Here is a 24,810-nt window from a genome sequence, read left to right on the forward strand (position 1 = left end):
CTGCGAGGGTTGGAAAGTGGAAACGATCCCATGCGAAATGCAGCAACGCCGTGCAGCGAGCTGCAGAACGAGACCCTGGAGAGCGTGGCAGCCTATTGGCAGGGCGGTGAGCATGCTTTGACATGGCGCTGTCCCTTCGTTCTGCCGCCGTGGCTGAGCGCCTGGTGGCCTTTGGCTGACGGTGGCTGGTCGCCATATGTCTTATCCGGCCACTGTCAGGGACAGCTGGCAGGCATCGCCCCGCTCATGCGCAAGGGACGCGAGGTCCGCCTGATCGGAGACGCGGATGTGTGCGATCATCTGGATGTGGTGGTAGCCCAGCTGCATGCCAAGGCATTTTGTCGGCACCTGCTCGACGGCCTGGCACGGGACGGCGTCCGGCGTCTGGTCCTTTCGCCGGTTCGCCAGGATTCGGCGGTGATGACGCACCTGATGCCCATGGCTGAAGCCTGGGGTGCCCGGGTTCGCTGCGATCACCAGGCCCACTTGTTTGCCATGGCTCTGCCAGACAGCTGGGAGACCTACCTCCAGCGCCTGAGCGGCAAGGAGCGCCATGAGATCCGGCGCAAGCTCCGACGGCTTGACCAAGCCGGCCGGGTGGACCTGCGCCGGATCGGTCATGGGGCGGAACTGCCGGCGGCCATGCAGACCTTTTTTACCCTCTTCCGGGCCAACCGCGCCGATAAAGCGACCTTTATGTCCGACACGATGTCCGCCTTTTTCCTGCGCCTGGCAGAAAATCTGGCCGCCGCCGATCTCTTGAAACTGTACTTCCTGGATCTGGACGGCCGGCCCATCGCGGCCACCCTGTGCATCGACGACCGATCCACGGTCTATCTGTACAACAACGGCTACGATGCGGCGTTCCGGTCCCTGAGCGTCGGCCTGCTGAGCAAGGTGCTAACCATAAAGGCCAGCATCGGCGACGGCCGGCAGACGTATGATTTCCTCAAGGGCTCGGAAGCATATAAAAAACGACTGGGTGGAAAACCGTTAGATGTTTTCGGCTGCTCGCTGGAATTCGGCTGAACGGGGAATTCAGATGTCGATGAAGCCATTGACCGTCGCCATGCTCAGCATCCATTCAAGCCCCATCGGGGTGCTGGGTACCCGGGACACCGGTGGCATGAGTGTTTATGTTTGTGAATTAGCTTGTCAGATGGGCCGCAAGGGGCACCGGGTCGATATCTTCACCCATCGCCGGCATGAGGACGACCCTGAGGTAGATTGCCTGGCGCCCAATGTGCGGCTGGTGTCTCTCGACATCGCCCCAGGCCATCCATTGACTAAAGTCGAATTGCATGCATGCGCCGATGACACCATGGCCGCCATCGAGGCGTTTCGACACCGGCAGGCATGCGTCTATGATCTGATTCACAGCCAATACTGGATTTCCGGCCATGTGGGCCGAATGGCCCGGGAACGATGGCAGCGGCCCCATGCAATCACCTTTCACACCCTGGGGGCCGTGAAAGCCGCTACCGGCATCGGCGGTGCCGAACCTGACCGACGCCTGACGGTTGAACGGAAACTGGTGCTGGACTGCCAGGGTCTGCTGGTACCCTGTGAGGGTGAAAAGGCCAATCTGATGCATTATTATGGGGCAGACGCAACCCGGATATACATGGTTCCCGGAGGTGTGGATTTAGACTGCTTTCGGCCCATGGACAAAGCCAGGGCCCGGCGGCGGCTGGGAATTGACCCACATGCCGTCCTGATGCTCTCCATTGGGCGACTGACGCCCCAGAAGGGACAGAAGCGGATCATCGATGCGCTGCCACACATCGAAAGCGACCGCCGGCCGCACCTGATGGTGGTGGGTGGCAACGGAGACGGGGACCCTGAACAGCGGCGTTTGCAAAAGCTTGCCGAGTCGGCCGGCGTTCAGGATTGGGTGACCTTTTGCGGAAGTGTGGCCCACCGCAACCTGCCGGCTTACTACGCGGCGGCGGATATGGTTGTGCTGGCATCCCACTATGAAAGCTTCGGGCTGGTGGGCTTGGAGGCGCTGGCATGCGGGCGGCCGGTGGTCTCCACCCCGGTGGGTGTGCTGGCCGAATTGGCCCGCATGCGACGCCCCGGTATCATCACCACCGAGGGGTCCCCGGCTGAGTTGGCTGCGGGTATCGCCGCAGCCAGGGATCGGGTGCCGGACTGGCCTGCTCACACGATCCGCCAGAGTGTGCAAGATTTCAGCTGGACCCAAGCGGCTGAAGCGGCACTGGTGGCCTACCAGGCCGTCATCAAGACTGACGCAGGGGGCCATGGCTTGCACTGAACCGCGAACTGAAAATCGATTTTATTATCCTCACGATGCAGCGCAGCACTGCTGTGTCAGGCAGAACATTCCCTGCGGCAAGGTGCGGGGAATGTTCAAAACCCGGCAATGCCAACGATGCCGCCGATCCCTTCCACCCGTCGTTGATCGACCATACACCCATTAAGCAGTGTCCACCTTTGGCCAATCCGGGTGGATGATGAAAGGACAACCATGAAACTGATCGTTCACGACACGATCCCTGAGGCGCCCACACCCCTGTCCTGCGACGTCCTGGTGCTCTCTGCACACCCAGATGACGCTGAATTCGGGGCTGCCGGAACGGTCCTCCGATGGGTCGACGAGGGTCGGCGCATCGTTTATGCCATTGCCACCAATGGTGACAAAGGCACCAGCGACCGCACCCTGACCCCAGAAAAACTGGCTGCTATTCGCCGTGACGAGCAGGCGTGCGCAGCCACATCCATCGGCGTCCACGAAATCGTATACCTGGGATACCCGGATCAGGGCCTGGAGGATACGCCCGCCCTGCGCAAGGACGTCGTTCGCCTGCTGCGGGTGTTTCGCCCACGCATACTGGTCACTTCGGATCCATATCGACGATATCTTTGGCACCGGGACCATCGCATCATCGGCCAGGTGGCCATGGATGCCGTGTTTCCTTATGCCCGGGACCACATGGCCTATCCCGATCTTCTCGAAAACGGCCTGGAACCCCACAAGGTGGCGGAGGTATTCTTCTGGGGGACCGAAGACATCGACTACCGTTCAGATGTCACCGACACATTCGACCGTAAAATCAAGGCCCTGCGCTGCCACGCCAGCCAGATGAAAGAGTTCCGGTTTTCAGACCCGGTGGACTGGTTAAAAGAGCGCTGTCGGGAGATGGCACTAGGTTCTGAGTTTGAACTGGCCGAAGGGTTTCATCGGGTGGCCCTGCCGATGTAGCCCCGCCTGGTGATTCCCATCAATGAGGTTGCCGCGGTTGCGGCCGCCGCTCCATTAACACCCAGAAAAGGTGATACACGCGTGTGCAAACGATCCGAAGGACTACAAGACGCCGCGAATACGCCCAATCCCGTCGCGCCGCCTGAAGGCCGCTTGGGGGTGCTGATTCCGGGCATGGGGGCCGTGGCCACCACCTTTATCGGCGGTGTGCTGGCCATTCGCCGTGGCCTGGGCAAACCGATCGGCGCCCTGTCCCAAATGGGTATCCTTCCGATGGACCACGCCCTTTCCGAGGGCGACCGCCTAATCCGGGATGTAGTACCGCTGGCCCGATTGGACGACCTCTTTTTCGGCGGGTGGGACATCTTCGATGACGACATGTACACCGCTGCCGTCGATGCCGGGGTGCTGGCACAACCGACCCTGGATGGCATCCGATCGGACCTTCAGGCCATACGGCCCATGCCGGCGGTGTTTGACCGGCGTTATGTCAACCGGCTCGACGGACGCCACACCAAATCGGGACGCACCAAAATGGATCTCGCCGATCAAGTGCGCAGGGACATCCAGGCATTCAAAGACGCCAACGGCCTTGCGCGTATGGTCATGATCTGGTGCGGCAGCACCGAATCCTATTCCCAACCGGGACCGGTGCACCAATCCGTCAGCAGCTTTGAAGCGGGTTTGAAAGCCGACGATCCGGGCATCGCTCCCAGCATGATCTATGCCTATGCGGCAATTCAGGAAGGTCTTCCCTTCGTCAACGGCGCCCCCAATTTGACCGATGAGATTCCCGCCCTGCAGGCCATGGCGCAGCAACACGAGGTGCCCCTGAGCGGCAAGGATTTCAAGACCGGCCAGACGATGATCAAAACCGTTCTGGCACCTGCTTTCAAAACGCGCCTGCTGGGGGTTGCCGGTTGGTTTTCCACCAATATTTTAGGCAATCGGGACGGCGAGGTGCTTGATGACCCACAGGCGCTGAAGGCCAAAGAGATCAGCAAACTGAGCGCTTTGGAGCATATCCTGCAGCCGGAATTATATCCCGATCTATACGGGGATCTGCACCACAGCGTCAAAATCAACTATTACCCGCCGCGGGGCGACAACAAAGAAGGCTGGGACAATATAGATATTTTCGGCTGGCTCGGTTATCCCATGCAGGTAAAGATCAACTTTCTATGTCGCGACAGCATTCTGGCTGCCCCATTGGTATTGGATGTGGCCTTGTTTATGGACCTGGCGGCACGCTCCGGTTGGCACGGTCCGCAGGACTGGCTCTCTTTTTATTACAAAAGCCCGGTCACACCCGAGGGCGTAAAGGTAGAGCACGATCTGTTCCAACAACGCGAGCGATTGAATGCCAGGCTGAACCAGGCTGCGCAGACGACCGTTAGAAATGCGGAAATGTATGCAAACCATAAAAAATGGAGACTTTCGAAATGAACCAATTGCAACCAGGAGATGCGGCCCCGGCCTTCAGCGCCTTGGATCAACACGGCAGAACCGTCCATCTGGCCGATTTCAAGGGCCGCAAGCTGTTTGTCTTTTTCTACCCCAAAGCCAACACCTCCGGCTGAACGACCCAGGCCCAGGCGGTGCGGGACGCACTGCCCGAACTGGCGGCTGCCGGCGTGGACGTTGTCGGTATCAGCCCGGACCCGGTCGCTCAGCAGAAAAAATTCGACGACAAGCACGACCTGGGATTTGTCCTGCTCAGCGACAGCGACCACCACATTGCCGAGGCCTATGGCGTGTGGGGCGAAAAGAAACTGTACGGCAAGACATACATGGGCATCGTACGTTCGGCGTTTTTAATCGATGAAGCCGGTAATATCAGCGCCACCGGCTACAGCATCAGCCCTAAAAACACGGTTCCCACATTGAAACAGTGGCTGGCATGACGAAGCAACGGCTGGCGAGCCGGTTTTATGGGTGAAGGGGAAAGAAGTGATTTCAGCGATTTCACGAAACCATTTGAATCAGGACCGTCTGCCGCTTTATCAACCTTAGGCCGCGGTGAGTAAATATGAGCGCCCAACAGATCATGCAAAGCGATGAATTCAAACGCTGCGAGGCCTTTCACGGCCACGTGTGCGGCGGGCTGGCCATCGGCTACGTGGCGGCCAGGGCCGGGCTGGACTGGCTGCGGGAAAAAAGGGCCCTGGACGAAGAGCTCGTCGCCATCGTGGAAACCGATGCCTGCTGCGTGGACGCCATCCAGGTGGTCACCGGCTGCACCTTCGGCAAAGGCAACCTCATTTACCGGGACTACGGGAAGATGGGCTTTACCTTTTTCAACCGCCGCACCGGCCAGGGCGTGCGGCTGGCCATGAAACCCGGTGCCATGCGTGTCAACGAACGGCAGATCGAGCTGTTCGGGAAAGCGCGTGACGGCAGCATTACGGAAGTGGAACAGGCCGAACTGGAAACACTGGGCATGCAGCGAACCGTCGAGGTGCTGGACACCCGTGCCGCCGACTTGTTCAGCATGACTCCCGTGGCCGTCGGCATGCCGGACACGGCCCGCGTCGAACCCTCAGCACCCTGCGCCCGCTGCGGGGAACCCACGATGGTCTCCAAGCTGGCGCCGGTGGATGGGCAGGCGATTTGCAGGGGGTGCTTGGCAGAGGATCGACCCGCGGCGGGAAATAAACACTTTCAAGTCTGAATTTTTTTTGCACAGCTTCGGCGTTGTCTCAAGAAAGATGGGGATGACAATGACTTCCCAGCGGGGTGAGATGATCCTCGTTTCAATGGTTGTTATTCGACGACGGGTTTAGTATGATTCGCTCATCGTGCCTGGGGCGGACCCTTTCCCGCAAGCAACCCAAGAAACCTCAACGCCCAACTTTCAGATAAGATAACAGATGGAAAGCAATCGCGAATTTTATCCGATTCTCCTGGCTGAAGACGACCCCATATCGCGGCGCTTGTTCGAGAAAATCCTGGTCAAGGAGGGATTTGCAGTCACAACGGTCGAAAACGGACGCAAAGCAATAGACCTGTTGCGCCAGCAGTTTTTTCCCATCGTACTCACGGACTGGCAGATGCCGGAAATGGAAGGGCCTGAATTGTGCCGGGCGATCCGAAAGGAGAACCCGGACCGCTATGTTTTCATCATCATGCTGACGTCCAAAGGCTCCAAGGACGACATCATTTCAGGGTTAGGCGCCGGGGCGGACGATTACCTGACCAAACCGGCCCACTATGCTGAACTGGTGGCCCGCATCAAAACCGGCATCCGCATCCTGGAACTGGAAAAGTCGCTCAAGGCTGCCGCCGATGAAATCCACCTCCTGTCCATCACCGATCCGTTGACCGGCATCTACAACCGGGGCTACATCAACGAGCGCTTGCCCCAGGAGATCCGCCGCGCCAAGCGCTACGGCCGCGATTTTTCACTGTTGATGTGTGACATCGATCACTTTAAAAAGGTCAATGATACCCACGGCCATCTTGCCGGGGACGCGGTGTTGAAGGAATTTGTCAGCTGCTTGACGTCGGTTATCCGACAGCAGGTTGACTGGGCAGGGCGCTACGGCGGGGAAGAGTTTCTTGTCGTTCTGCCGGAAACGGACCAGGCCGGGGCCATGGTCGTGGCTGAACGTCTAAGGGAAACTGTCCGGCAATGTGAGACAAACGTTCAAGGGTGCACCATCCCAATTACCGCCAGTTTCGGCGTTACCGGTTTTTCTCCACGAGAGTGGAAGGAGAACGTCAAGCCGGAAGCATTGCTCCAGCAGGCCGACATCCTTCTATACGAGGCCAAGCAGGCGGGGCGCGATCAGGTCAAGGGACGCCTGCTGCCCGTCCCCTGACGCTCCCTGCATGACCGCCTGCCTCATCATCGAGATCGCCCTTCCTCCTTGTCCTGGGCCGCCTGTCGCCTTCACCCGGGCCGCCGTATGGGGATACCCGGGGCAGCGTGCTGCCGCCGGGAACCTCGGGGCTTTTGATGGCGTTTACCCAGGCTACCTGGCCGCGGTATAGATGTCGTTGACCCGATCCCAGTTGACCACGTTGAAAAACGCACCGATGTAATCCGGCCGGCGGTTCTGGTATTTCAGGTAATAGGCGTGCTCCCAGACGTCGATGCCCATAACCGGTGTCATGCCCTGGCTGACGGGATTGTCCTGGTTGGGCGTGGTCACGATCTCCAGGTTGCCCCGGTCCAGCACCAGCCAGGTCCAGCCGCTGCCGAAAAGCAGGGCGGCGGTATTGGAAAAGGTCTCCTTGAATTTCTCGAAGCTGCCGAATCGCTGTTTGACAGCGTCGGCAACAGGCCCGCCGAATGGGATGTCTTTTTTCAGCATCGGCCACCAGAAAGAGTGGTTGGCATGCCCGCCGCCGTGATTGCGAACAGCTGTGCGGATGGTCTCGGGAACGGCATTGAGATCCTTCAGGAGCGCTTCGGCGCTTTTGTCCTGAAACGCCTCCTGTCCCTTAAGCGCGCCGTTCAGTTTGTCCACATAGGTCTGGTGGTGCTTCGTGTGGTGAATTTCCATGGTTTTGGCGTCGAAATAGGGTTCAAGGGCGTCGTATGCGTAGGGAAGTTTGGGCAATGTATGGTTCATCGTTGGTTCTCCTGATTAACGTTTGTCAGCGGTTTATGGGTCGAATCCTCCGGGTGTGCCTATCACACGCAAAGCGGGAATAGACCGCTGTTGACAAACAATGGCGATGCGCCTAACATAAATCAAATCGATAATAATTATATTAACATCAAAAATAACTATATTAGATGATCACCCATACCCAACTGGAGTACTTGGTGGCCGTGGACCGCCACGGGAGCTTCTCGGAGGCAGCCGCCCGGTGTTTCGTCACCCAGCCGACCCTGAGCATGCAGATCCAAAAACTGGAGGCGGAACTGGGGGTGACTTTGTTCGATCGAGGCCGCAAACCGGTGGCGGCCACGCCTATCGGCAAGGCCGTCATTGACCGGGCCTACCGGACGCTTCGGGAATTCAGGGGCATCGCCGAGGTGGTCCGTGAGCAGCGGGAAGCCGTCTCGGGAGAGCTGCGCGTGGGCATCATTCCTACCCTGGGGCCGTATCTTCTGCCGCGGTTTATTCCGGATCTGCTCACATCCTATCCACAGGTTCGGATGACCATTCAGGAACGACTCAGCCGGGACATTGTCGATGGATTGCGCCGGGATTTGCTGGATGTCGGTATTGCCGCCACGCCCCTGGAAGAAAATGGGATTCGCGAAACGCCCCTGTTTTACGAGCCTTTCTATGGCTATGTGTCGGCCGGACACCGGCTGGCTGACAAAAAGCGGCTGTCAACCGGAGACTTTGCGCCGGACGAGATGATTCTGCTGGACAGCGGCCACTGCCTGTACGGGCAGGTGTCCCGGTTGTGCACCGGCACGTGGGATATGGGCGACGAGGGGTCGGCACGATTGCGATTCGTGGGCGGCAGCCTGGAGGGATTGATGCGTATCGTGGAATCGGGGTACGGGGTCACCCTGCTTCCCGAACTGGCCGCCATGACCCTGGCCAACGGTTCGCGGGGGTTGCTGCATCCGCTTGAAGCCCCCGTGCCGGCACGCGAGGTGAGCCTCATCACCCATGGGGAAGGCGTCAAAACCCGGCTGCTGGAGGTCCTCAAGCGGTCGATTCAGAAAGGTCTCCCGGATGGCCTGAAAGATAACGAGAACAAGCACAACATGCGCATTATTGCCGCGGGGAGGGTCTGATTGCTTTGGGTGCCACACCGGGGGCCAGCAGAAGGATCACGCCGGCCACCACCACCAGTGCGCCGGTAATTTCGACCGGGGTCAGGGTTTCGCCCAGGAACAAACGGGCGTAGAAGACGGCGAAAGCGATCTCGGACATCACCAGGATGGATGCGATGCCTGCCGGCAGCCGGCCCAATGCAAAGGTAAAAACGAAAAATGCGAAGACGGTGGAAATGCCGATCAAGCCGCCGAACCACAGGTAGGCGATGGGAGGCACCGGCGGAGGCAGAAGGCTGCCGGTGAGAAGCTGGCAGGGCAGCAGAACCAGGGAGGCGATGCCGAATGCCCAGGCCAGTGTCACCACGGCACTGTAGCCGCTGCGCAACGCCTTACCGAAGAGGCTCCACCCGGCATAGAGTGCCGGTACGAGAAAACCCACGGCAATGCCGACCGGGCTGACCGCGGGTGCGCCGGCCTGGAGCAACCCGGAAACCAGGACCGTCCCCGTGGCAATCATGACCAGCGAGAAGATTTTCATCCAGGTCAGCGGCTCTTTCCAGACGATTCGGGCCGCAACCAGCACCATCGCCGGCATGGCCGCCTGCTGAATGGTCGTGATGGCCGCACCGTTGAGCCGGTACCCCAGATTGAGGGCCACGTGAAAGACGCCCAGACTGACCCCCATGCCTGCAATCACCGGCCAATCCGGGCGACGGATGGCCATGCCCCTGCGATGGATGCCTGCGCCCGCTATGAGAAAAACAGCGAAGGCAGCCGCATCCCGCCAGAATGCCAGCATCAGTGGTGACACCTGGCCGTCAACCATGATCAGCTTGACGAAGATGCCCGAAAGGGCCCAGCAGGCGGCGGCCAGCAGGACGGCGGCACCGCCGGTCAGGGTTGCCTGGATCGTGCCGGGTTCGACGGTTGGCATTATTTTCTCCCCACGTTGAGCACTGGATCTGCATAGCAGGCGGAACCATACCTTACCAAGTGGACTCAATTCAAGGGCAACCGCCGGAAGTGCCCGGGGTTTTCCGGGGTGTAAAAATGATCCATGGGGCCGTGTTCGACGTAGTGCCTGTGCCAGCGGTTCAGTGCATCCCGATCCAGTTCCACACCTAACCCGGGGCCTTCGGGAACGGCGATGACATTATTGGCCTGGCGAAAGGGACCGCCTGTGATGACGTCGGCAATCTGCCAGCGGAACAGGCTTTGGCTGGGCTCGTGAATCCAGGGCATGGCTGCACTCATGTGCAGGTAGGCGGCCGTACAGATGCCGGCGTCGCCGCTGTAGCACCAGAAGCCCACACCCATGGCCTCACAGGCGCCGATGAAGCGGACGGCACGGTTGATGCCGCCCAATACGGCAAAGTTGACCACGATGGAATCGGGAACACCAAGGGCCACCGCCCGGCGGATGTCCGGGACATGGGTGGAGAAGGGTATGGATGAGTGCCGGCGCAGCAAGGCCATCTCTTCGAATGTGGCTACCGGGTCTTCGTAATTTCTCACATCAAAGGGTTCGATTTCCCTAAGCACCCGCCGTGCCGTGGAGAGGGACCACTGCATGTTCGAATCCAGGCGGATCATGGCATCCGGTCCTATGGCCTCCCGGATCGCTTTGACCGTCTCGATTTCCAGGCGCGGGTCGCCCTGGATCAGCTTGCCCTCGAAAAACGTGGAGCCGTTTTCCTCCTTCATGCGCACACAGTAGTCGGCTACGGCCCTGGGATCCATCTCTCCGCCGATACCGTCCTTTCTGACCCGGAAGGCGAAATACTCGGTAAAGGGGATCTCTTTTCTCACCGCTCCGCCGAGCAGCCGGTAGAGTGGCTGGTTCCAGGTTTTTCCCCGCAGGTCCCACAATGCGATTTCCAGGCCGCCGAAGGCCGCGACAATGGAACTGTCATCGGTATTCTGCACGATCTGCCAGGGCGGGATGCAAATGCTTTCGATCCCGGCAATATCCAAGGGGTCTTTGCCAATTATCCGGAGCGCCAGACTTTGGATGACCGGTGCTAGGTGGGCCGACGGTGCTTCGCCCAGTCCGGTCAACCCTTCGTCGGTTGTCACCTCCACGATGGTTTTGGATGTGCCGGGGTAGTAGCCGCCGGTCCATAAAAAGGGTGTCTCCAAGGGAATGTTTACCGGTGTGACCGTTACCGTGGTAATCTTCATCCGTCTTCTCCATTGACTTCAGCAATCGAATACCGCGCGCGGTAAGGGATAGAATCTCGGATTTCGTCCTTGACCTTCGGTCCGATCGGTTAAAAAAGCCGCTGATTCAGCTATTCTATCTTTTATCGATCTTCCTATTTCCAACTCGCCTGCATCTCGTCCAGGGCCCTGACGATATCTGCAGGCAGGGGGTCCGGCCGATGCGCCATCTTTTTCAATGTCACCTCCTGAAGCCGCTGCTCAAAGGTTTTGGCGCCGGCGTTCTTCCATTGGTCGTAGACCATGCGCTCGAAGATTTCGGAGTACTTGATTTTCTTGAAGTGCTTGAGGGTGTGGGGGTCCTGGAGGTAATGTCCGCCCGGGCCCACGCGGTGGATTACATCCAGGGCCAGGGTCTCTTCGGTCACGGGAATGCCCTGCATGTAGTGGTTGACAGAATCGACAATGTCGTGGACGAGTACCATGAATTCAGGCGAGGCCACGGAGCCGTGGTCCATCCAACTGCTGCAGTCGTGCACCAGACCCGATCCGGCCGCAGCGGCGGAAAGAATCTGCAGCGCGGCCTCGGCACCGGCCTGGGCGTCGCAGAACTTGGCGTCTGTGGCGCCGGCGGTGCCGAAGAAGGGCAGTTGGTAGTTCTGGGCCATCTGGGCCATGGCTGCCGTCATCAGGCTCATCTCCACGGCGCCGTAGGAAAAGATCGTCGAGCGCATGTCCATGATGGTGGTAAATGCGCCGTAGATGAACGGTGCCCCGGGGTTGACCAGTTGATGGACCACCAGGCCGCTGAGGGATTCCGCACTGGCCTGGACCAGCGCCCCGGCAAAGGTGGACGGTGAACTGCCGCAGCACTGGGGCGCCGGGAAATTGATCAGCGGGATGCGGTTTTCGGCGCAGTACATGACCTTGTCGATGGCCGGGTCGAAATAGACCAGCGGTGAAATGGGCTCCGAGTAGTGGACAATGGTGGGGGCCTGGTCGAACTTCTCCCTGCCGCCGCAAAGCAGCAGGGCCATCTCATAGGTGTCCTTGACGCTGTTGGTGTCCTTGCAGCAGAAAACCAGGGGCTTTGCACAGTTTTCGAACACCTTGCGGGCGATGACCCGATCGGCGATGTCGGCGGGAACGTCATCGGCCATGCCGATGGTCATGCACCACTGGAAGTTGGGCAGGGTGTCGCACAGGGCGGCGGTGGCCGCGACATTGTCGCTGACAAACCGCGAGCGTTCGTGGGTTGAAGGATCCATGTAGTCGACGCAGTCCAGGCTGGGGCCGAAAAAGCTCTTGTCCCGCTCGAGAACGACACTGCGCTCACCGGTGCGCTTGGCCAGGACAATGCGGGAGGGGGCGTTGCGGATGGCATCTTCCACCAGCCATCCGGGAATCTTGACCCGGTCGCCGTTCACTCGGGCACCGGCCCCGGCCAGGACCTCCAGCGCCTTGGGGTGGGTGATCTTGATGCCCGTGCGCTCAAGCACATCCAGAGTGGCCGCATGGATCTGGGCAATCTGAGCGTCATTGACGACCTGAAGACGGGGTTTGAAGTAGAGTTCATCGGTGGTCATTCCCATGATTGGTCTCCTCTCTTGGAACCGGTTGCTTGCTTGCGGTCAACATGGATCGGTCACGGATGACGCTGATTCCGCAACTTGTGTGCCAGCGCGTTCGCATGGCTCATCAAACGGCCGACGTTTCTGATATTGCTCCCATAATGGACATTTTCCAGCCTTGTCGGTCATTTGGTAAGGTGAAAAATTATTTTCTTTATCCCGCATAAAAATAAAAAAAATTTGCCATTATAAAAATGGTTGACGTTCGGGGTTGAAGGATCATGGCAGATGTGGAAACGTTGTCCGTCCCCATTGTCGCGGGCAGGCCAATGCCGTTTCTCGACCCGCGGGCTGTTGAAACGTATTGACCTTTTTAGCCTAAAGGCGGTAATCTTTTTTTTATTTCGTACGACTTTCCTTCACACCGGATTGGCAAGACGCAATTTTACCATACACGGCAACACGGGCTTCGGTGCAGAATTCATGCATGTTGGCATTCACCGTCACATGAATTCTCTCTGCAGCCCCGATGAGCGGGATCTTCGCTTCGCTCTGTAAGGCCGCGGGGAACGTTCCCTCGGCAGCGGCGGCGAGGCGCATCACCGCAAGGATCCAATCGGTTTGCAGTTGGTTCGACGAACCCGCCGCTCGGGTGCGCGGTATCTCTGCTTCGTCCCGACGAGCGACGGGAAAGCCCCCCGCATGGCGGCTCGGCAGCCAGCGGCCGATGGACAAAGGACAATAACCCGGCTTTCACCACCACCTACAGGAGATGACGCAATGACTACTGCCCACTGGCCCACCAAGAACTGGCCCGCCGGAGTTCCCCACGACATCGACGGATACGACCGCCCCCTGTTTAATTTGCTGGACGACGCGGCACGGGAATATCCGAACCAGACCTACACGATTTTCAACGATGCATCCCGCACCTTCACCCAGGTCAAGGATACGGCCGACCGGATCGCCGCCTTTCTGCATGCAAAGGATATGGTAAAGGGCGACCGCGTGGCTATCTTCCTGCCCAACCTACCGCACTATCCGGCCATCTTCTTCGGCATCCTCAAGGCCGGTGCGGTGTGTGTGACCTGCAACCCCCTGTACACCCCTGCGGAACTCAATTACCAGCTCAAGGATGCCGGGGCCAAGGTGCTGTTCTGCATGGACCATCCCCAGTTCTACCCCACCGCCGAAAAGGCCATCCAGGGTACCGATGTGAAAACGGTGGTGGTCTGCAACGTCAAATCCTACCTGCCCTGGCTGAAGGGTTTTTTGGGTGGCCTGCTGGGTAAGATCCCCCATGCCGAGCGTCACGCCACCGGGCATCTGATGTTCGACGACGTGGTGAGCAGCGCCCAACCCGCCCCGCCGGCGATAACCATCAACCCATCCAAGGACCTGGCGTTGATCATCTACACCGGCGGAACCACAGGGGTGCCCAAAGGGGCGGCCCTGACGCACGCCAATTTCGTTTACGATCTCAAGGTGCTGGATGTATGGGCGCGCCTGGACTACGGCGAAGGCGGGCCGATAGAGGGGATCCGCAGGGGCGGTTATCATTGCTACCTGGGTGTGCTGCCCTGGTATCACAGCTTCGGCCTGACCTGTGCCATGCTGTCCGCCTGCCTGTCGGGAAGCCGGTTGATTTGCGTGCCGGACCCGCGTGCCGGAGACCCGCCGTTCACCGAAGTGCTCAAGCTGGTACAGAAGCACCGGCCGACCCTGATGCCTGCAGTGCCGACCATTTTCGTGGCTTTTGCCAATCACTCCCTGCTGGACCAATTTGACCTGAGTTCCATGATGGGCTGCTTTTCCGGCGGGGCGCCGCTGCCCCCGGAAGTGTGCCGGCAGTTCGAGGAAAAGACCGGTGCGGTGATCTTCGAGGGGTACGGGTTGAGCGAAACCGCCCCTGTGGCATCGGCCAATCCAACCTTCAGGGACAAGCGTAAAATCGGATCAATCGGATTCCCCATGCCGGGCACCGACATCAAGATCCTGGACGCCGAAACCAGCCAGACGGAACTGCCCCAGGGCGAAGACGGCGAGGTGGCCATCTGCGGCCCCCAGGTCATGCAGGGTTACTGGAACAAACCCGAAGCAACCGCCGAGGTCTTCCGGGAGATCGACGGCCGCCGTTTTTTTCTCACCGGCGACATCGGTCACGTGGACGAAGACGGCTATGTGGTCATCACCGATCGCAAGAAAGACATGATCCTGGTGGGGGGGTTCAACGTCTATCCCCGTGAGGTGGAGGATATCCTCTTCACTCATCCCAAGGTGGCCCTGGCGGCCGTCGTGGGGGTGCCGGATGCCAAGAGCGGCGAGATGGTCAAGGCCTTCATCCAACTCAAGCCCGGTGAGACGTGCACCGAAGAAGAGATCCGCGAATTCTGCAAGGCGAACATGGCCGGCTACAAGCGCCCCAAGACGATCGAATTCCGCGAAACGATCCCGGTTTCCAACGTGGGCAAGGTGCTGCGCCGGGTGCTGCGGGATGAGGAGCGGGAAAACGCCTGAAGGCGTTGGGTGGCCGGCGGCATTGGCTGGAAATCAAGCAGGCCAGCTCCGCAGACGATCAGATCGGTTTTGCCGGTTTTTACCGGAAGCAGGGACGAGCAGGGCACGTGTGTCGGCATGCTTGGCAGATTGCCGACACACGTGCCTCAAAGGTTTATCCAGGCAGGACAAAGCCAAATATCTGTAAACGGATACGATTTTTTACCGCCTCGTTTCTGAAACGAAATTTGAGGATTCCTGAGTACAGAGCATCGCAACCGGACCCTCGTCGTTTGTCGGGGCTCTTAAGATGCAAATGGGCGGTTTGGCGACTGGTCACCGTGTTCGTAATCAAGAAAGATATCCTTGAACTTCGTGAGCCCCAGTCATCCTGATAAAGCTTCTATTGACACTGAAAAGTGAAATATGGATGGTGAAAAGCTGCTGTTTTGAAATAATAATGCTCGATCGCCTCGATGTTAGTTTGATCCCAAATGGCTTAGACGTAAGCTTTCGCTGATGGAGGGCTCAGTTGCATCTCAAGTTTTACCTGACCTGACAGCCAAAGACTTTGGTATCTGCAATCACGCCAAGTTGGGGCTTATCTCAATGTATCACCAGCGTCGAAACCCTTAACTGCCCTTGACTAAATCCATACGGTATGTGTATAAGATTTATCAACTACAAATGACCTGAAGTGGTTCTCCATCTGCGGAATAAAATCCGATCTACCAGCTGTTTTTTATATCTCTTCGAATCACATTCCCATTTTGTTCTAATTCAACCGATAGCAGAAAGATTGAAATATGATAGGTGAACGGAGAGAATTTAAACGGTTTGTATTCACGAAAAATGAGATTCAAATATTAAGTGATGACCCCATATTATTTGGCAAACTCGATGATATAAGCAAAGGGGGTTTGTCATTTCTATATACCCCTATTCCTGGCGCAAAAATGGCCACTGACTCCATAAACATTTTGCCTAAGGGTAAGGATAAATACAATCTTTACCATATAACTTGTCAAATAATATATGATATGCCTTCTACTGGTGAAGGTAAAAGTATCACGGGTTATGAAAGAAGGAAATGTGGTATAAAATATTTTTGGTTAAAAAAAGAACAAAACAATAAATTGGATTTATTATTGGGCCATTATATTGATAATCAAGTTAACAATACTTTTTTAGTAAGAAAATGTTGTAAGATTGGCAAAGAAAAAAAATAATAATCACAGATAGCTCTTAACCATATATATGATAGTCCGGATGATATTCTCAATTAATCTTAATCTGATCGAAGCATACAACTTAAAAAAGAATTGAAATGTAAGCTAATCTCAAACGGTATTGTTATAGCTTGAACAAATTCAACAGAAAAACCTAAATTGTTTAGCCATTTAATGCGTCCTCTTCGTTTTACATCATTCTATCGGGAGGCAAAAGGGATACTAAGAGTAACAATATCTTCTATAGAAAATTGATTAACGCAGTAGGATTCAATATAGGCACCACCGATGCTGATGTCTTTTAGACTTCCTGTGTATAACCGTTTTGCATGATTAAAAACGATTTCTGCTGTGTACTTTTTTCTTTCGTGAAGACCTCTATAATATTAATTATTAACAGGATATTCTTGTTTCATTTTTTTCCTTTTCATTGACTAACTGGGTCAGTATAAGTAAAAAATGATAGCGAGGCTTTGAGATAAAATGGTGCATACAATTTAAGACCTACCAGTACCGCGGTCTGCAAATATAATTAAGAAATTAGCCCATTAATAGGGGGGGATCATATAGTTCGCCCCAATTATATGAATTGGATAATCCTTCTGTGAGCTTTCTTGACACCACTTTACTGTCACCAAACCGATAGATCGCAACTGGCAACCGTCATCATCGTCCGCACTTAAGTAGTTGTCTTTTGAAGCTTTGAAAAGAATGGTCGCACCAGGAATAAATTGCTTGTCTGTGGAAAAGCAGATTCCCTGCTCGCTGAAATTGAGCAAACGTGCATTAATGTCCCTTGATGTCCTGATTGTGGCATGCAGGGTGATCGGCCCGCCGACCTTATGACGACTGAAATTGCGCTTTTCATGATGTTTGGACATTGGTTTCTCCTTTGTGGGAATAACCGAAATCGTTACCACCCACCCCTGCAACTGCATAACCTATACCTGGAGGGGTTGGGTTAGTAGCTTTGCTTTCTTTGGTATGGTTGGGCAGTTCGATTTGAACTTTGACTAATGAGCAGCGAATATGATGCCAAAAGAGTTTTTTTAAAAAGGCCTTTTTTCAATTGACTGAATTCTATGAATCTTTTTGATTGATTTTTAATACGATCAAAAAAGTATCAAGAAATAGAAGCAGCGGGCAGAGTGAAGCGTGCAAAAAAAAGTCAAACAGCTCAACTAAAATTCATTTTTTGCACTCAGATTGTCAGATGAATTGAAATAAGCGGAGAATCTGAGAGTTAGGTTGCGGGGAATGAATATATCAGGATGGAAAATGGACGTGCTATGCATGGATATAAATCCGTATTTAGCTGCTCTCAGGTATATTTAATTTAGCAGGCTGAATTCTCCGGACTTTGTAGAAATTATTCAAACCATCGGCACTGATATCTCCAACTGATCAACGGTTTTGACGAGTTCGGCAGGGGCAAGATTATCTCAATGTATCCCAATTCGAATGAAATTTTGGTTATACGTCAATTACAAAATCTAATCGCAACTCCAGTGACCACGCTTCCTACCGCATAATAAAATGGTTAAATACAATTGGCCGAACTCGAATCGTCTCTTGACCTCAGAAACCTATGCATCTATTCTTAACTAGTTGCGATTGTTTACTTTCCCTTATTTTTTCAAGCCCAATGAGATAGCTGAGAGATCCTGAATTTGACAACTGCAGCCGAACGTTCAACCGATTCGGATTAATTGATCCGGCATTGGATATGGTAGTTTTCTAATAATAAATGATATTGTCTTCATGGCGACAAAAAAGAGGATATGATGATAAAATAATCCAATTTGGTTTTTAGAGTTTACTTTTTTGTGTAGCATACTAGAATTATAATTAATTGCATCGTCCTTCCAATTACATGCAATATGATTGCTACAATTGCAGTGGTACTGATATCATAATCTTCTGAGAGCGCTTTCCAAACAATTCGTTGATTTTTCCATCTCCTTCAGACCGGACGATGATTCATTTTAGATGAGCCACGATCCTTTGCTTTTGACCTTCGAGACAAAAGAAATGGGGGAACCGAAATGAGTTGTCTATGGAAAAAAAAGTTGTTGTGTTTGTTTGCTTCTACTGTCGTATTGGGATTCAGTCTGTCAACGATGGCGGCAGATTCAATTGTTGTAGGCGTTCTTCATCGGGAGGATTTCGCTTACGCAGCAATGATGCGAACCGCTTTCGATATGGCTTTGGAAGAGATAAATAATGCTAAGGGCATTAACGATCAAGTTGTGGAGCTTGTTTTCGCTGATGACCGTGGCGATGCAAAGGCCGGTGAACGGGCTGTTCGTGAACTGGTTTTGGAAAAAAATGCCGTCCTCTTAGTGGGTGGTTATTCCAGTAGCAACACGATGACGATGGCATATACAGCCAATCGCCTCAACATCCCTTTTTTGGTATGCACAGCAGCAGACGATCGCATCACTCAGCACAATCTGAAGAATATCTATCGACTAAATCCGCCGGTAAGCGAATACACAAAGGGTTTAGAGGAATTTTTGCTTGAATATGTGAAGCCGAAAAGTATGTCAATTGTTTATGAGAACAGCCCTTTCGGTACAGGTAGTGCCATGCGGATGATGTGGTTTTGCCGGGAAAACGATATCGCCATAAAAGCCATACAGCCATATTTCAAAGACGGAGCAAAATCGGAATATATTCAACGGATTTTGACGCCTATTCAGAATGATCCCCCAGAAGTTCTCTTCATGTCATCCTATTTGAAAGACGCGGTTTTGCTGGTCAGAAAGATAAGCGAATTAAAAATTAAAACAATACTTTGTGGTGGCGCAGGCGGATTTACCCACGATGACTTGCCACGCCAGACCGAAAAAGCATCGGAATATTTGCTGACAGCCACCTTATGGGCCCCCTCTTCAGCCAATGACCAAGCAAATAATTTTTACCAACGGTTCTTCAAGCGACACGGGAAAAAACCTGACTACCATGCTGTCGAAGCCTATTCAGTCATGATGGTGGCTGCAACCGCACTAAAAAAATCAAGCTCGCTGGAACCATCCGCAATTCGTTCATCGATTGAATCCATTCGAATGGAAACACCTTTCGGCGTGGTAAACTTTAAGGACTATGGTCCATTTCAACGTCAAAATATTTCCGACACTCCGGTGTTGCAGATAATCAACAATAAGTATGAAACAGTCTGGCCGAAAAAACTAAAAACAGCAGAATTTATAAAGCCACCTCTTCAATAATCAGGTCTGGCGAACTTTTTAAATTCTAAAAAGGTATTGATATATTTAACGGAGTTCAAAGGAATGCTTTCAAAAAAGAAGTAAGGTCAGGCCATTTCTGGTAAATAAAAAATATTTGATATATTTTCATTGATGTAAATTGACCTTGTTGTTGGACTTCTAATTTATTCTATCAATTCTGGAACTTTGCCAGCTCTGTGCCGTTTATCTTAAGCTCTAAACTTCCTGATTCGCAATCGGGACGAAATTGGCAGATTTGTAGTGGCCATCACGGGAATTGACGGGATGCCGATTCGGGGATTATCTCAATGTATCCCAACTCGGCTGATTGACACTACACCGGAAAGTTACAAAATGTAATCGCAAGCGATCGAGATTTTATTCGGCCACAATATGTAGATTAAGGCGTATTCATATGTATTCAATGCCTTGTTAGCTAACACACGAAACGGTGGGGTTCATTTTCGTGGGATAGCCTGCCGCCTTCTTTGGGTTATTCCAGATCCGTAGGCCATCTCATTTGAAGTAAATCCTTAAACGAAACTTACCATGCGGCTAACCTGAAAACAGCTATCTGGAGAGCAACGCCCCCAATGAATCACCTTGCTATAATTTTTTCTAATTTATCAAATTGATACGTATAATAAATGGCTACTCCATTATGGTTTATCTGATTCTGATTTCCATAAATGTTTTGTGGCCGTGTACTATGTAATTGTCTGAAGTGCCACATAGTGGTAATATAATTAATACTGATCTTATTCTTACTTAACTAATCGTCGCCTTGTTATCGTTTCGGAGAATCTCATGGCGATTGAAGAGTACCAACGCAAATTAACCGCCATCCTCAGCGCCGACGTTGTCGGCTACAGCCTTCTAATGCGCGATGATGAATCGGCTACCGTTTCAACAATTACTCGTTTTCGCGCGGTATTCACTCAAAAGATTCAGCAGCACCGGGGGCGCGTGGTGGACTCGCCAGGGGACAATATCCTTTCGGAATTCGCTAGCGTTGTTGATGCGGTTAAATGTGCGGTTGAAATCCAGAAGGAATTAGATGAACGCAACAAAGCACTGCCGGATAACCGAAGAATGCGTTTTAGGATCGGCATAAATATCGGAGACGTGATTGAGGAAAAGGAGCGGATCTACGGAGATGGTGTCAATATCGCAGCGCGGTTGGAAAGCTTGGCTGACCCAGGCGGCATCAATATGTCTGGAACCGCCTATAGTCAAGTTAAAGGCAAGCTGCCGTATCATTACGAATTTATGGGGGAGCATACGGTCAAGAACATATCTGATCCAGTAAAGATTTTCAAAGTTGTGATGGATTTTCAAGCGTCAGCAGATGGCAAGCCTACAATACCGAAGAAACCAAACACTCCAGTTTTTCGGCTTTCTATAGCTATAGGCGGTATCATGCTATTAGCGGCTGCATTTTACTATTGGGCTAACAGGCATGCGCAATCTCTCATCAGCAGATCCGCCTCAATCAGTTCGGTCGTTGAGATCACCCAGGGAGCTTCAATCGCCGTTTTGCCATTTAAAAATCTCAGTGGTGATCCCGAACAGGAATATTTTACTGATGGCATCACCAACGACATCATCACTGACCTATCTCGTTTTCGCAATCTACTGGTCATTGCAAGCAACACGGTGTTTACCTATAAGGGGCAGAATGTAAACATTAGCAAGATCGGACAGAATCTTAGGGTCCGCTATGTACTTGAAGGAAGTATCCAGAAAATGGGCAATACGGTACGAATTACAGCTCAGTTGATCGATGCGCTCTCAGGACATCATTTATGGGCTGAACGCTATGATCGCGAATATAAGGACATTTTCAGCCTCCAGGAAGATATCGTCCAGGCCATTGTAGCTAAGCTCGCCATTCAAACATTCAGACACGAACAGAACATATCGATCCGGAAGGAACCACAGGACCTTCAGGCCTATGACTATCTCCTGCAAGGCTGGGCTCATTATCAGCGCCGTAATCAGGCTTCAAATATCCGTGCTGGAGACCTTTTCACTGAGGCACTGAGCATAGATCCAAATTATGCGTCAGCATACGTGGGAGTGGGATGGGTGAACTGGGCTAAAGTGAGCTACGGCTGGACGGAATTCCCACAACAGAATCTGGAAAATGCCTATATTTATGCAAGACGTGCGCTTGAATTGGATAGCTCCAATTCGTCCGCCCATTCTCTGCTTAGCAATGTTTATACATTCCGGAACCAATATGATCTGGCCATTCGCGAAGCGGAACAGGCGATCCAACTCAATCCTAACGATGCCACATCCTACAGCCAGATGGGATGGGTTTTGGTATGGTCTGGTCGTTTAGATGAAGCTATCGTTGCACTTGAAAAATCGATACGTCTGGACAGTGCGTATCCTGGAAATGCCTGGCTGCACTTAGGAATGGCCTACTATCTCAAGGGGCAATATGTGGAAGCGCTCAAGGTGTTGGAAAACGGTGTTGTAAAAAACCCAGATTTTTCAGGCTACTACATCGTTTTGGCGGCGGTATATGCTCGTTTAAACCGCCAACAGGATGCCGAAGGTGCAGTTGAGAACCTGCTTCGACGCGATCCATTCTTCAAAGTCACAGACTATGGTACCGCATTTCGCAATCCGTCACACCGAAAAGCCCTCGTTGATGGACTTCGCCTCGCCGGTCTGAAATAATACCCAAAGTTTTGAGGCATTACTTGGGTCGATCAGGGACTTTGGGTTACCGCTTTCCAATTCGAGTCTGCCTTTCTAATATTGTCTTGCGCCTGGGTTTCAAATTTTTCGGCAGACTCTGTGTTCCAATTCAAATAGAGTTTGCCATTAATGATTTTGAATGCGCGTGGGTCCACACCGGCAACCTTGCCGGTCATCGATAAGCTTCGGGCTCAGTAGCCACCGTATTGAGGGGCATAACGCCCTGGATCGGCAGCAAACAAGTCTCTGTTCTCAGCGCTGGCAAAATACCATTTGGCATCGTTCCACTCGTAGGAAAAATGCCTGTTTCCTTTTACGGCCCGGTTTTCAGTGTGATAGGCGACGGTGTCGTAGCCTTTTATGGCTACCCCGAACGCGGTGGTATTGACCTGATTGAACGCTAAGGCTGGCATAGATCCGATCAAGGCCACAATCACGAAGGATATCAAGGCGAAGCCATAATTAATTTTTTTCCTTTGAATACGGTTCATTTCTTTACCTCCCAACAAAAATGCTTATATTATTGTTTTAAGAGTGCTACATTGTGGTATATTAGTCAAGCACATACTGTAGTTGACAGCGAATGCTCCCTTTTAGCCGGACTCCAAAACCAATTTACGATTGACCCTCACTCGAAAAGGAATTTTTAAACTAATGCAGTTTATTAAAGATTTCTTTCTTCATTCCTCCAGCGACTTTCACACTTGCTGATTTGTACTTCTGATCATCAATCTATCCGTCTTTGCAGATTGCGGCAGCGGTGACCTTTTAGACCTTAGAATGCCATGAGATGGCGTTTTTTGATAGATCGATAGCAGGGTTGCTTCTATCGTCCGATACCCTGACTCAAAAAAAAACACTGGCTATAAGGCCTTGGAAAAGGAGTTTTGCCATGAACGAATATTTTCAATCGATAGTCCGTCGTTTGTCTACTATACTGGGAGCTATGTTTATCGTTACCCTGGCTGTACTGCCCGCAATGTCGGGAGATTACCCCGCATTAAATGGTGTGAATGGTGTCAAAACTGTCTTTGACGTCACCCAGGGATCACCTCAGACGGCTAACATTGTATTTTGGGCAGTCAAAAACGTGAATGACGATCAAAGTGTACGGTCTCTTTCGGAACCTCCCCAGGTCGCGGTTGTCTTTCACGGACCGGCGGTCAAAATGATTTCAACCGATCGCAATGGTTTTAAAGAGTCCGACAAAGAGGCGTTGGACAAGTTTGCAAACACAATCCGCGAGATGAAAGCGGAAGGGGTCAAGTTTGAGGTCTGCGATTACGCGATCAAAGTCATGGGAGTCGATCCTTCCACAGTTTTTCCAGAGGTGGACCATGTGCCCAATGGGTTCATATCCATCGCAGGGTATCAAGCCCAAGGATACTCCTTAATTACTGTTAATTAAATGGTTGAGGAGCGCTGACCGATAAGGCGCTCCTTACCATTCTCGTAGGCAGGTACTTAGCTATTCGATTCAGTAAAATTTGTTACGCCAATAGGAAGCCGAGCGCTTGATTAGCGATGTCAGATGTCAGTGAAGGGTAATTATGAAAAATAGCCTTGTTGGAACTTATGATCTATTGTCTTGGGAGAACAGGCATGAATCAGGAGCGATCACATATCCATTAGGCCATGATGCCAAAGGCGTTATCAGTTACTCCCCCGATGGATTTATGTTTGTTCATATTATGTCAAACAACCGCATCAATCATTCAGTAAATGATTTATTTGGTGGAAGAACTTCTGAAATCAAGGACAGTGCTACTTCGCACATTTCGTATTGCGGCACCTATGAGATAGATAGGAACGTGGTGATCCATCATGTGTCTGTGTCATCATTTCCGAATTGGGTCAATTCAGAACAACGCCGCAACTGGCATTTTCAAGATGACAGACTGTTGTTAAGTGCTCAAGGACTATATGTAGGCAATGAAAAAGTTGTCGCATACCTAATTTGGAAGCGAGCATAGTTCCGTCATGACGTCAAAAATAACGTAATTGGTCAGAGAAACCATGCGAAAAGCTCTCAGTGTCTCGCTGATGCCGTTTGTTAAAGCTCAGGAGGTTTTTAACTCCCCAATCTTAAGTGATGCCACGATATCTTGCGGATTGCCGCCACCCCTAAAATTGTCGCGTTCAAATTGCATGTTTGTGCTGGCTAAATCAGGCCCGATGAACATTCGGTCGATAAAGACAACTCCAACCTATCCCAACTTTGGCCCATATCCATCTTTGTGCCGTCTATCTCAATCAGAGGGTGGTCCGAGCAATCGTCAGTTACATATCGGCAGGTATGGTCTGGAAATCACAGGTTTTGACGGCAACGTTTGTTTTCAGGTACTCTCAATCTATCTTTACAAATTCAAATCTTATAAGAACCACAATGTGTGGTGTTCATAGTATTTTTTTGAATCAAGAAAATCCTCCTTATTCTTCTCAGCATGGTTGGCCATGATTACAGAGCTTTTTGGCAAGCATTCTTCAGTCGAATTCA

General features: G+C 52.8%; 21 protein-coding genes and 1 pseudogene. 14 read left to right on the forward strand and 8 right to left on the reverse strand.

The genetic code is table 11. The features are described from left to right. The first annotated feature begins 30 nt into the window (after positions 1 to 30). The 7 genes from ACZCED_RS04395 (at position 31) to ACZCED_RS04425 (ending at position 7,047) form a co-directional block, all read left to right on the forward strand. Positions 31 to 1,029: a GNAT family N-acetyltransferase gene (locus ACZCED_RS04395; protein ID WP_462968256.1), complete on the forward strand. Its 999-nt coding sequence runs from the start codon at positions 31 to 33 to the stop codon at positions 1,027 to 1,029. 19 nt (positions 1,030 to 1,048) lie between these two features. Then, positions 1,049 to 2,278: a glycosyltransferase gene (locus tag ACZCED_RS04400; RefSeq protein ID WP_464860280.1), complete on the forward strand. Its 1,230-nt coding sequence runs from the start codon at positions 1,049 to 1,051 to the stop codon at positions 2,276 to 2,278. A 213-nt stretch (positions 2,279 to 2,491) separates the two neighbouring features. Then, entirely contained in the window at positions 2,492 to 3,226 is a 735-nt protein-coding gene (locus tag ACZCED_RS04405) for a PIG-L deacetylase family protein (protein ID WP_462968254.1), read from the forward strand. Between the two features lie 81 nt (positions 3,227 to 3,307). Then, complete coding sequence (locus ACZCED_RS04410) at positions 3,308 to 4,672, forward strand: inositol-3-phosphate synthase (protein ID WP_462968253.1); 1,365 nt, start codon at positions 3,308 to 3,310, stop codon at positions 4,670 to 4,672. Beyond that, a complete protein-coding gene (bcp, locus tag ACZCED_RS04415; RefSeq protein ID WP_464860281.1) occupies positions 4,669 to 5,130 on the forward strand; it encodes a thioredoxin-dependent thiol peroxidase in 462 nt (153 codons plus the stop codon). Before ACZCED_RS04410 ends, bcp begins: the two co-directional genes overlap by 4 nt. A 125-nt stretch (positions 5,131 to 5,255) precedes the next feature. Further along, entirely contained in the window at positions 5,256 to 5,897 is a 642-nt protein-coding gene (locus ACZCED_RS04420; RefSeq protein ID WP_464860282.1) for an FmdE family protein, read from the forward strand. A gap of 199 nt (positions 5,898 to 6,096) precedes the next feature. After that, positions 6,097 to 7,047, forward strand: coding sequence for a GGDEF domain-containing response regulator (locus tag ACZCED_RS04425; protein WP_464860283.1), 951 nt, complete (start codon positions 6,097 to 6,099; stop codon positions 7,045 to 7,047). A 153-nt stretch (positions 7,048 to 7,200) separates the two neighbouring features. Here ACZCED_RS04425 and ACZCED_RS04430 read toward each other — a convergent pair whose 3' ends face one another. Continuing rightward, complete coding sequence (locus tag ACZCED_RS04430; protein ID WP_462968249.1) at positions 7,201 to 7,803, reverse strand: superoxide dismutase; 603 nt, start codon at positions 7,801 to 7,803, stop codon at positions 7,201 to 7,203. A gap of 167 nt (positions 7,804 to 7,970) precedes the next feature. Between ACZCED_RS04430 and ACZCED_RS04435 the strand changes: the two genes are divergently transcribed. After that, the gene (locus ACZCED_RS04435) at positions 7,971 to 8,933 is read left to right on the forward strand and encodes a hydrogen peroxide-inducible genes activator (RefSeq protein WP_462968248.1); all 963 of its coding nucleotides are present in this window, start codon (positions 7,971 to 7,973) and stop codon (positions 8,931 to 8,933) included. Here ACZCED_RS04435 and ACZCED_RS04440 read toward each other — a convergent pair. The 4 genes from ACZCED_RS04440 to ACZCED_RS04455 all read right to left on the reverse strand — a co-directional run bounded on the left by ACZCED_RS04440 (position 8,911) and on the right by ACZCED_RS04455 (position 13,381). Then, complete coding sequence (locus tag ACZCED_RS04440; protein ID WP_464860284.1) at positions 8,911 to 9,849, reverse strand: DMT family transporter; 939 nt, start codon at positions 9,847 to 9,849, stop codon at positions 8,911 to 8,913. The genes ACZCED_RS04435 and ACZCED_RS04440 overlap by 23 nt on opposite strands. A gap of 65 nt (positions 9,850 to 9,914) precedes the next feature. Further along, positions 9,915 to 11,096 (reverse strand): mandelate racemase/muconate lactonizing enzyme family protein, encoded by a 1,182-nt coding sequence (locus ACZCED_RS04445; RefSeq protein ID WP_462968246.1) that lies wholly within the window; start codon positions 11,094 to 11,096, stop codon positions 9,915 to 9,917. Between the two features lie 134 nt (positions 11,097 to 11,230). Then, a complete protein-coding gene (locus ACZCED_RS04450) occupies positions 11,231 to 12,667 on the reverse strand; it encodes a trimethylamine methyltransferase family protein (protein WP_464860285.1) in 1,437 nt (478 codons plus the stop codon). A gap of 378 nt (positions 12,668 to 13,045) precedes the next feature. Then, on the reverse strand, positions 13,046 to 13,381 hold the full coding sequence (locus ACZCED_RS04455) for a hypothetical protein (RefSeq protein WP_464860286.1): 336 nt from the start codon (positions 13,379 to 13,381) through the stop codon (positions 13,046 to 13,048). A 45-nt stretch (positions 13,382 to 13,426) separates the two neighbouring features. Here ACZCED_RS04455 and ACZCED_RS04460 point away from each other — a divergent pair, with 45 nt between their 5' ends. Both ACZCED_RS04460 and ACZCED_RS04465 read left to right on the forward strand, forming a co-directional pair. Further along, positions 13,427 to 15,163: a long-chain-fatty-acid--CoA ligase gene (locus tag ACZCED_RS04460; protein WP_464860287.1), complete on the forward strand. Its 1,737-nt coding sequence runs from the start codon at positions 13,427 to 13,429 to the stop codon at positions 15,161 to 15,163. A 785-nt stretch (positions 15,164 to 15,948) separates the two neighbouring features. Continuing rightward, the gene (locus ACZCED_RS04465; protein WP_464860288.1) at positions 15,949 to 16,371 is read left to right on the forward strand and encodes a hypothetical protein; all 423 of its coding nucleotides are present in this window, start codon (positions 15,949 to 15,951) and stop codon (positions 16,369 to 16,371) included. A 200-nt stretch (positions 16,372 to 16,571) separates the two neighbouring features. Here ACZCED_RS04465 and ACZCED_RS04470 read toward each other — a convergent pair. Next, positions 16,572 to 16,730 (reverse strand): annotated as a pseudogene (locus ACZCED_RS04470) (PilZ domain-containing protein); the annotation flags it as partial. 189 nt (positions 16,731 to 16,919) lie between these two features. Beyond that, the gene (locus tag ACZCED_RS04475) at positions 16,920 to 17,252 is read right to left on the reverse strand and encodes a hypothetical protein (RefSeq protein ID WP_464860289.1); all 333 of its coding nucleotides are present in this window, start codon (positions 17,250 to 17,252) and stop codon (positions 16,920 to 16,922) included. 1,239 nt (positions 17,253 to 18,491) lie between these two features. Here ACZCED_RS04475 and ACZCED_RS04480 point away from each other — a divergent pair. Both ACZCED_RS04480 and ACZCED_RS04485 read left to right on the forward strand, forming a co-directional pair. After that, positions 18,492 to 19,601 (forward strand): ABC transporter substrate-binding protein, encoded by a 1,110-nt coding sequence (locus ACZCED_RS04480; protein ID WP_464860290.1) that lies wholly within the window; start codon positions 18,492 to 18,494, stop codon positions 19,599 to 19,601. An 807-nt stretch (positions 19,602 to 20,408) separates the two neighbouring features. Continuing rightward, on the forward strand, positions 20,409 to 22,292 hold the full coding sequence (locus ACZCED_RS04485) for an adenylate/guanylate cyclase domain-containing protein (protein ID WP_464860291.1): 1,884 nt from the start codon (positions 20,409 to 20,411) through the stop codon (positions 22,290 to 22,292). A gap of 32 nt (positions 22,293 to 22,324) precedes the next feature. Here ACZCED_RS04485 and ACZCED_RS04490 read toward each other — a convergent pair whose 3' ends face one another. After that, complete coding sequence (locus tag ACZCED_RS04490) at positions 22,325 to 22,804, reverse strand: YHS domain-containing (seleno)protein (RefSeq protein WP_464860292.1); 480 nt, start codon at positions 22,802 to 22,804, stop codon at positions 22,325 to 22,327. 401 nt (positions 22,805 to 23,205) lie between these two features. Between ACZCED_RS04490 and ACZCED_RS04495 the strand changes: the two genes are divergently transcribed. Together ACZCED_RS04495 and ACZCED_RS04500 are read left to right on the forward strand one after the other, a co-directional pair. Continuing rightward, positions 23,206 to 23,721, forward strand: coding sequence for a DsrE family protein (locus ACZCED_RS04495; protein ID WP_464860293.1), 516 nt, complete (start codon positions 23,206 to 23,208; stop codon positions 23,719 to 23,721). A 142-nt stretch (positions 23,722 to 23,863) separates the two neighbouring features. Further along, entirely contained in the window at positions 23,864 to 24,286 is a 423-nt protein-coding gene (locus tag ACZCED_RS04500; protein ID WP_464860294.1) for a lipocalin-like domain-containing protein, read from the forward strand. Positions 24,287 to 24,810: the final 524 nt, after the last annotated feature.

This window comes from Desulfosarcina sp. (assembly GCF_055467485.1).

Coding starts and splice junctions, on each gene's coding strand:
- ACZCED_RS04395 (WP_462968256.1), top strand. CDS start 31: ATGCGAAATGCAGCAACGCCGTGCAGCGAGCTGCAGAACGAGACCCTG.
- ACZCED_RS04400 (WP_464860280.1), top strand. CDS start 1,049: ATGAAGCCATTGACCGTCGCCATGCTCAGCATCCATTCAAGCCCCATC.
- ACZCED_RS04405 (WP_462968254.1), top strand. CDS start 2,492: ATGAAACTGATCGTTCACGACACGATCCCTGAGGCGCCCACACCCCTG.
- ACZCED_RS04420 (WP_464860282.1), top strand. CDS start 5,256: ATGAGCGCCCAACAGATCATGCAAAGCGATGAATTCAAACGCTGCGAG.
- ACZCED_RS04425 (WP_464860283.1), top strand. CDS start 6,097: ATGGAAAGCAATCGCGAATTTTATCCGATTCTCCTGGCTGAAGACGAC.
- ACZCED_RS04430 (WP_462968249.1), bottom strand. CDS start 7,803: ATGAACCATACATTGCCCAAACTTCCCTACGCATACGACGCCCTTGAA.
- ACZCED_RS04435 (WP_462968248.1), top strand. CDS start 7,971: ATGATCACCCATACCCAACTGGAGTACTTGGTGGCCGTGGACCGCCAC.
- ACZCED_RS04440 (WP_464860284.1), bottom strand. CDS start 9,849: ATGCCAACCGTCGAACCCGGCACGATCCAGGCAACCCTGACCGGCGGT.
- ACZCED_RS04445 (WP_462968246.1), bottom strand. CDS start 11,096: ATGAAGATTACCACGGTAACGGTCACACCGGTAAACATTCCCTTGGAG.
- ACZCED_RS04450 (WP_464860285.1), bottom strand. CDS start 12,667: ATGGGAATGACCACCGATGAACTCTACTTCAAACCCCGTCTTCAGGTC.
- ACZCED_RS04460 (WP_464860287.1), top strand. CDS start 13,427: ATGACTACTGCCCACTGGCCCACCAAGAACTGGCCCGCCGGAGTTCCC.
- ACZCED_RS04465 (WP_464860288.1), top strand. CDS start 15,949: ATGATAGGTGAACGGAGAGAATTTAAACGGTTTGTATTCACGAAAAAT.
- ACZCED_RS04475 (WP_464860289.1), bottom strand. CDS start 17,252: ATGTCCAAACATCATGAAAAGCGCAATTTCAGTCGTCATAAGGTCGGC.
- ACZCED_RS04480 (WP_464860290.1), top strand. CDS start 18,492: ATGGCGGCAGATTCAATTGTTGTAGGCGTTCTTCATCGGGAGGATTTC.
- ACZCED_RS04485 (WP_464860291.1), top strand. CDS start 20,409: ATGGCGATTGAAGAGTACCAACGCAAATTAACCGCCATCCTCAGCGCC.
- ACZCED_RS04495 (WP_464860293.1), top strand. CDS start 23,206: ATGAACGAATATTTTCAATCGATAGTCCGTCGTTTGTCTACTATACTG.
- ACZCED_RS04500 (WP_464860294.1), top strand. CDS start 23,864: ATGAAAAATAGCCTTGTTGGAACTTATGATCTATTGTCTTGGGAGAAC.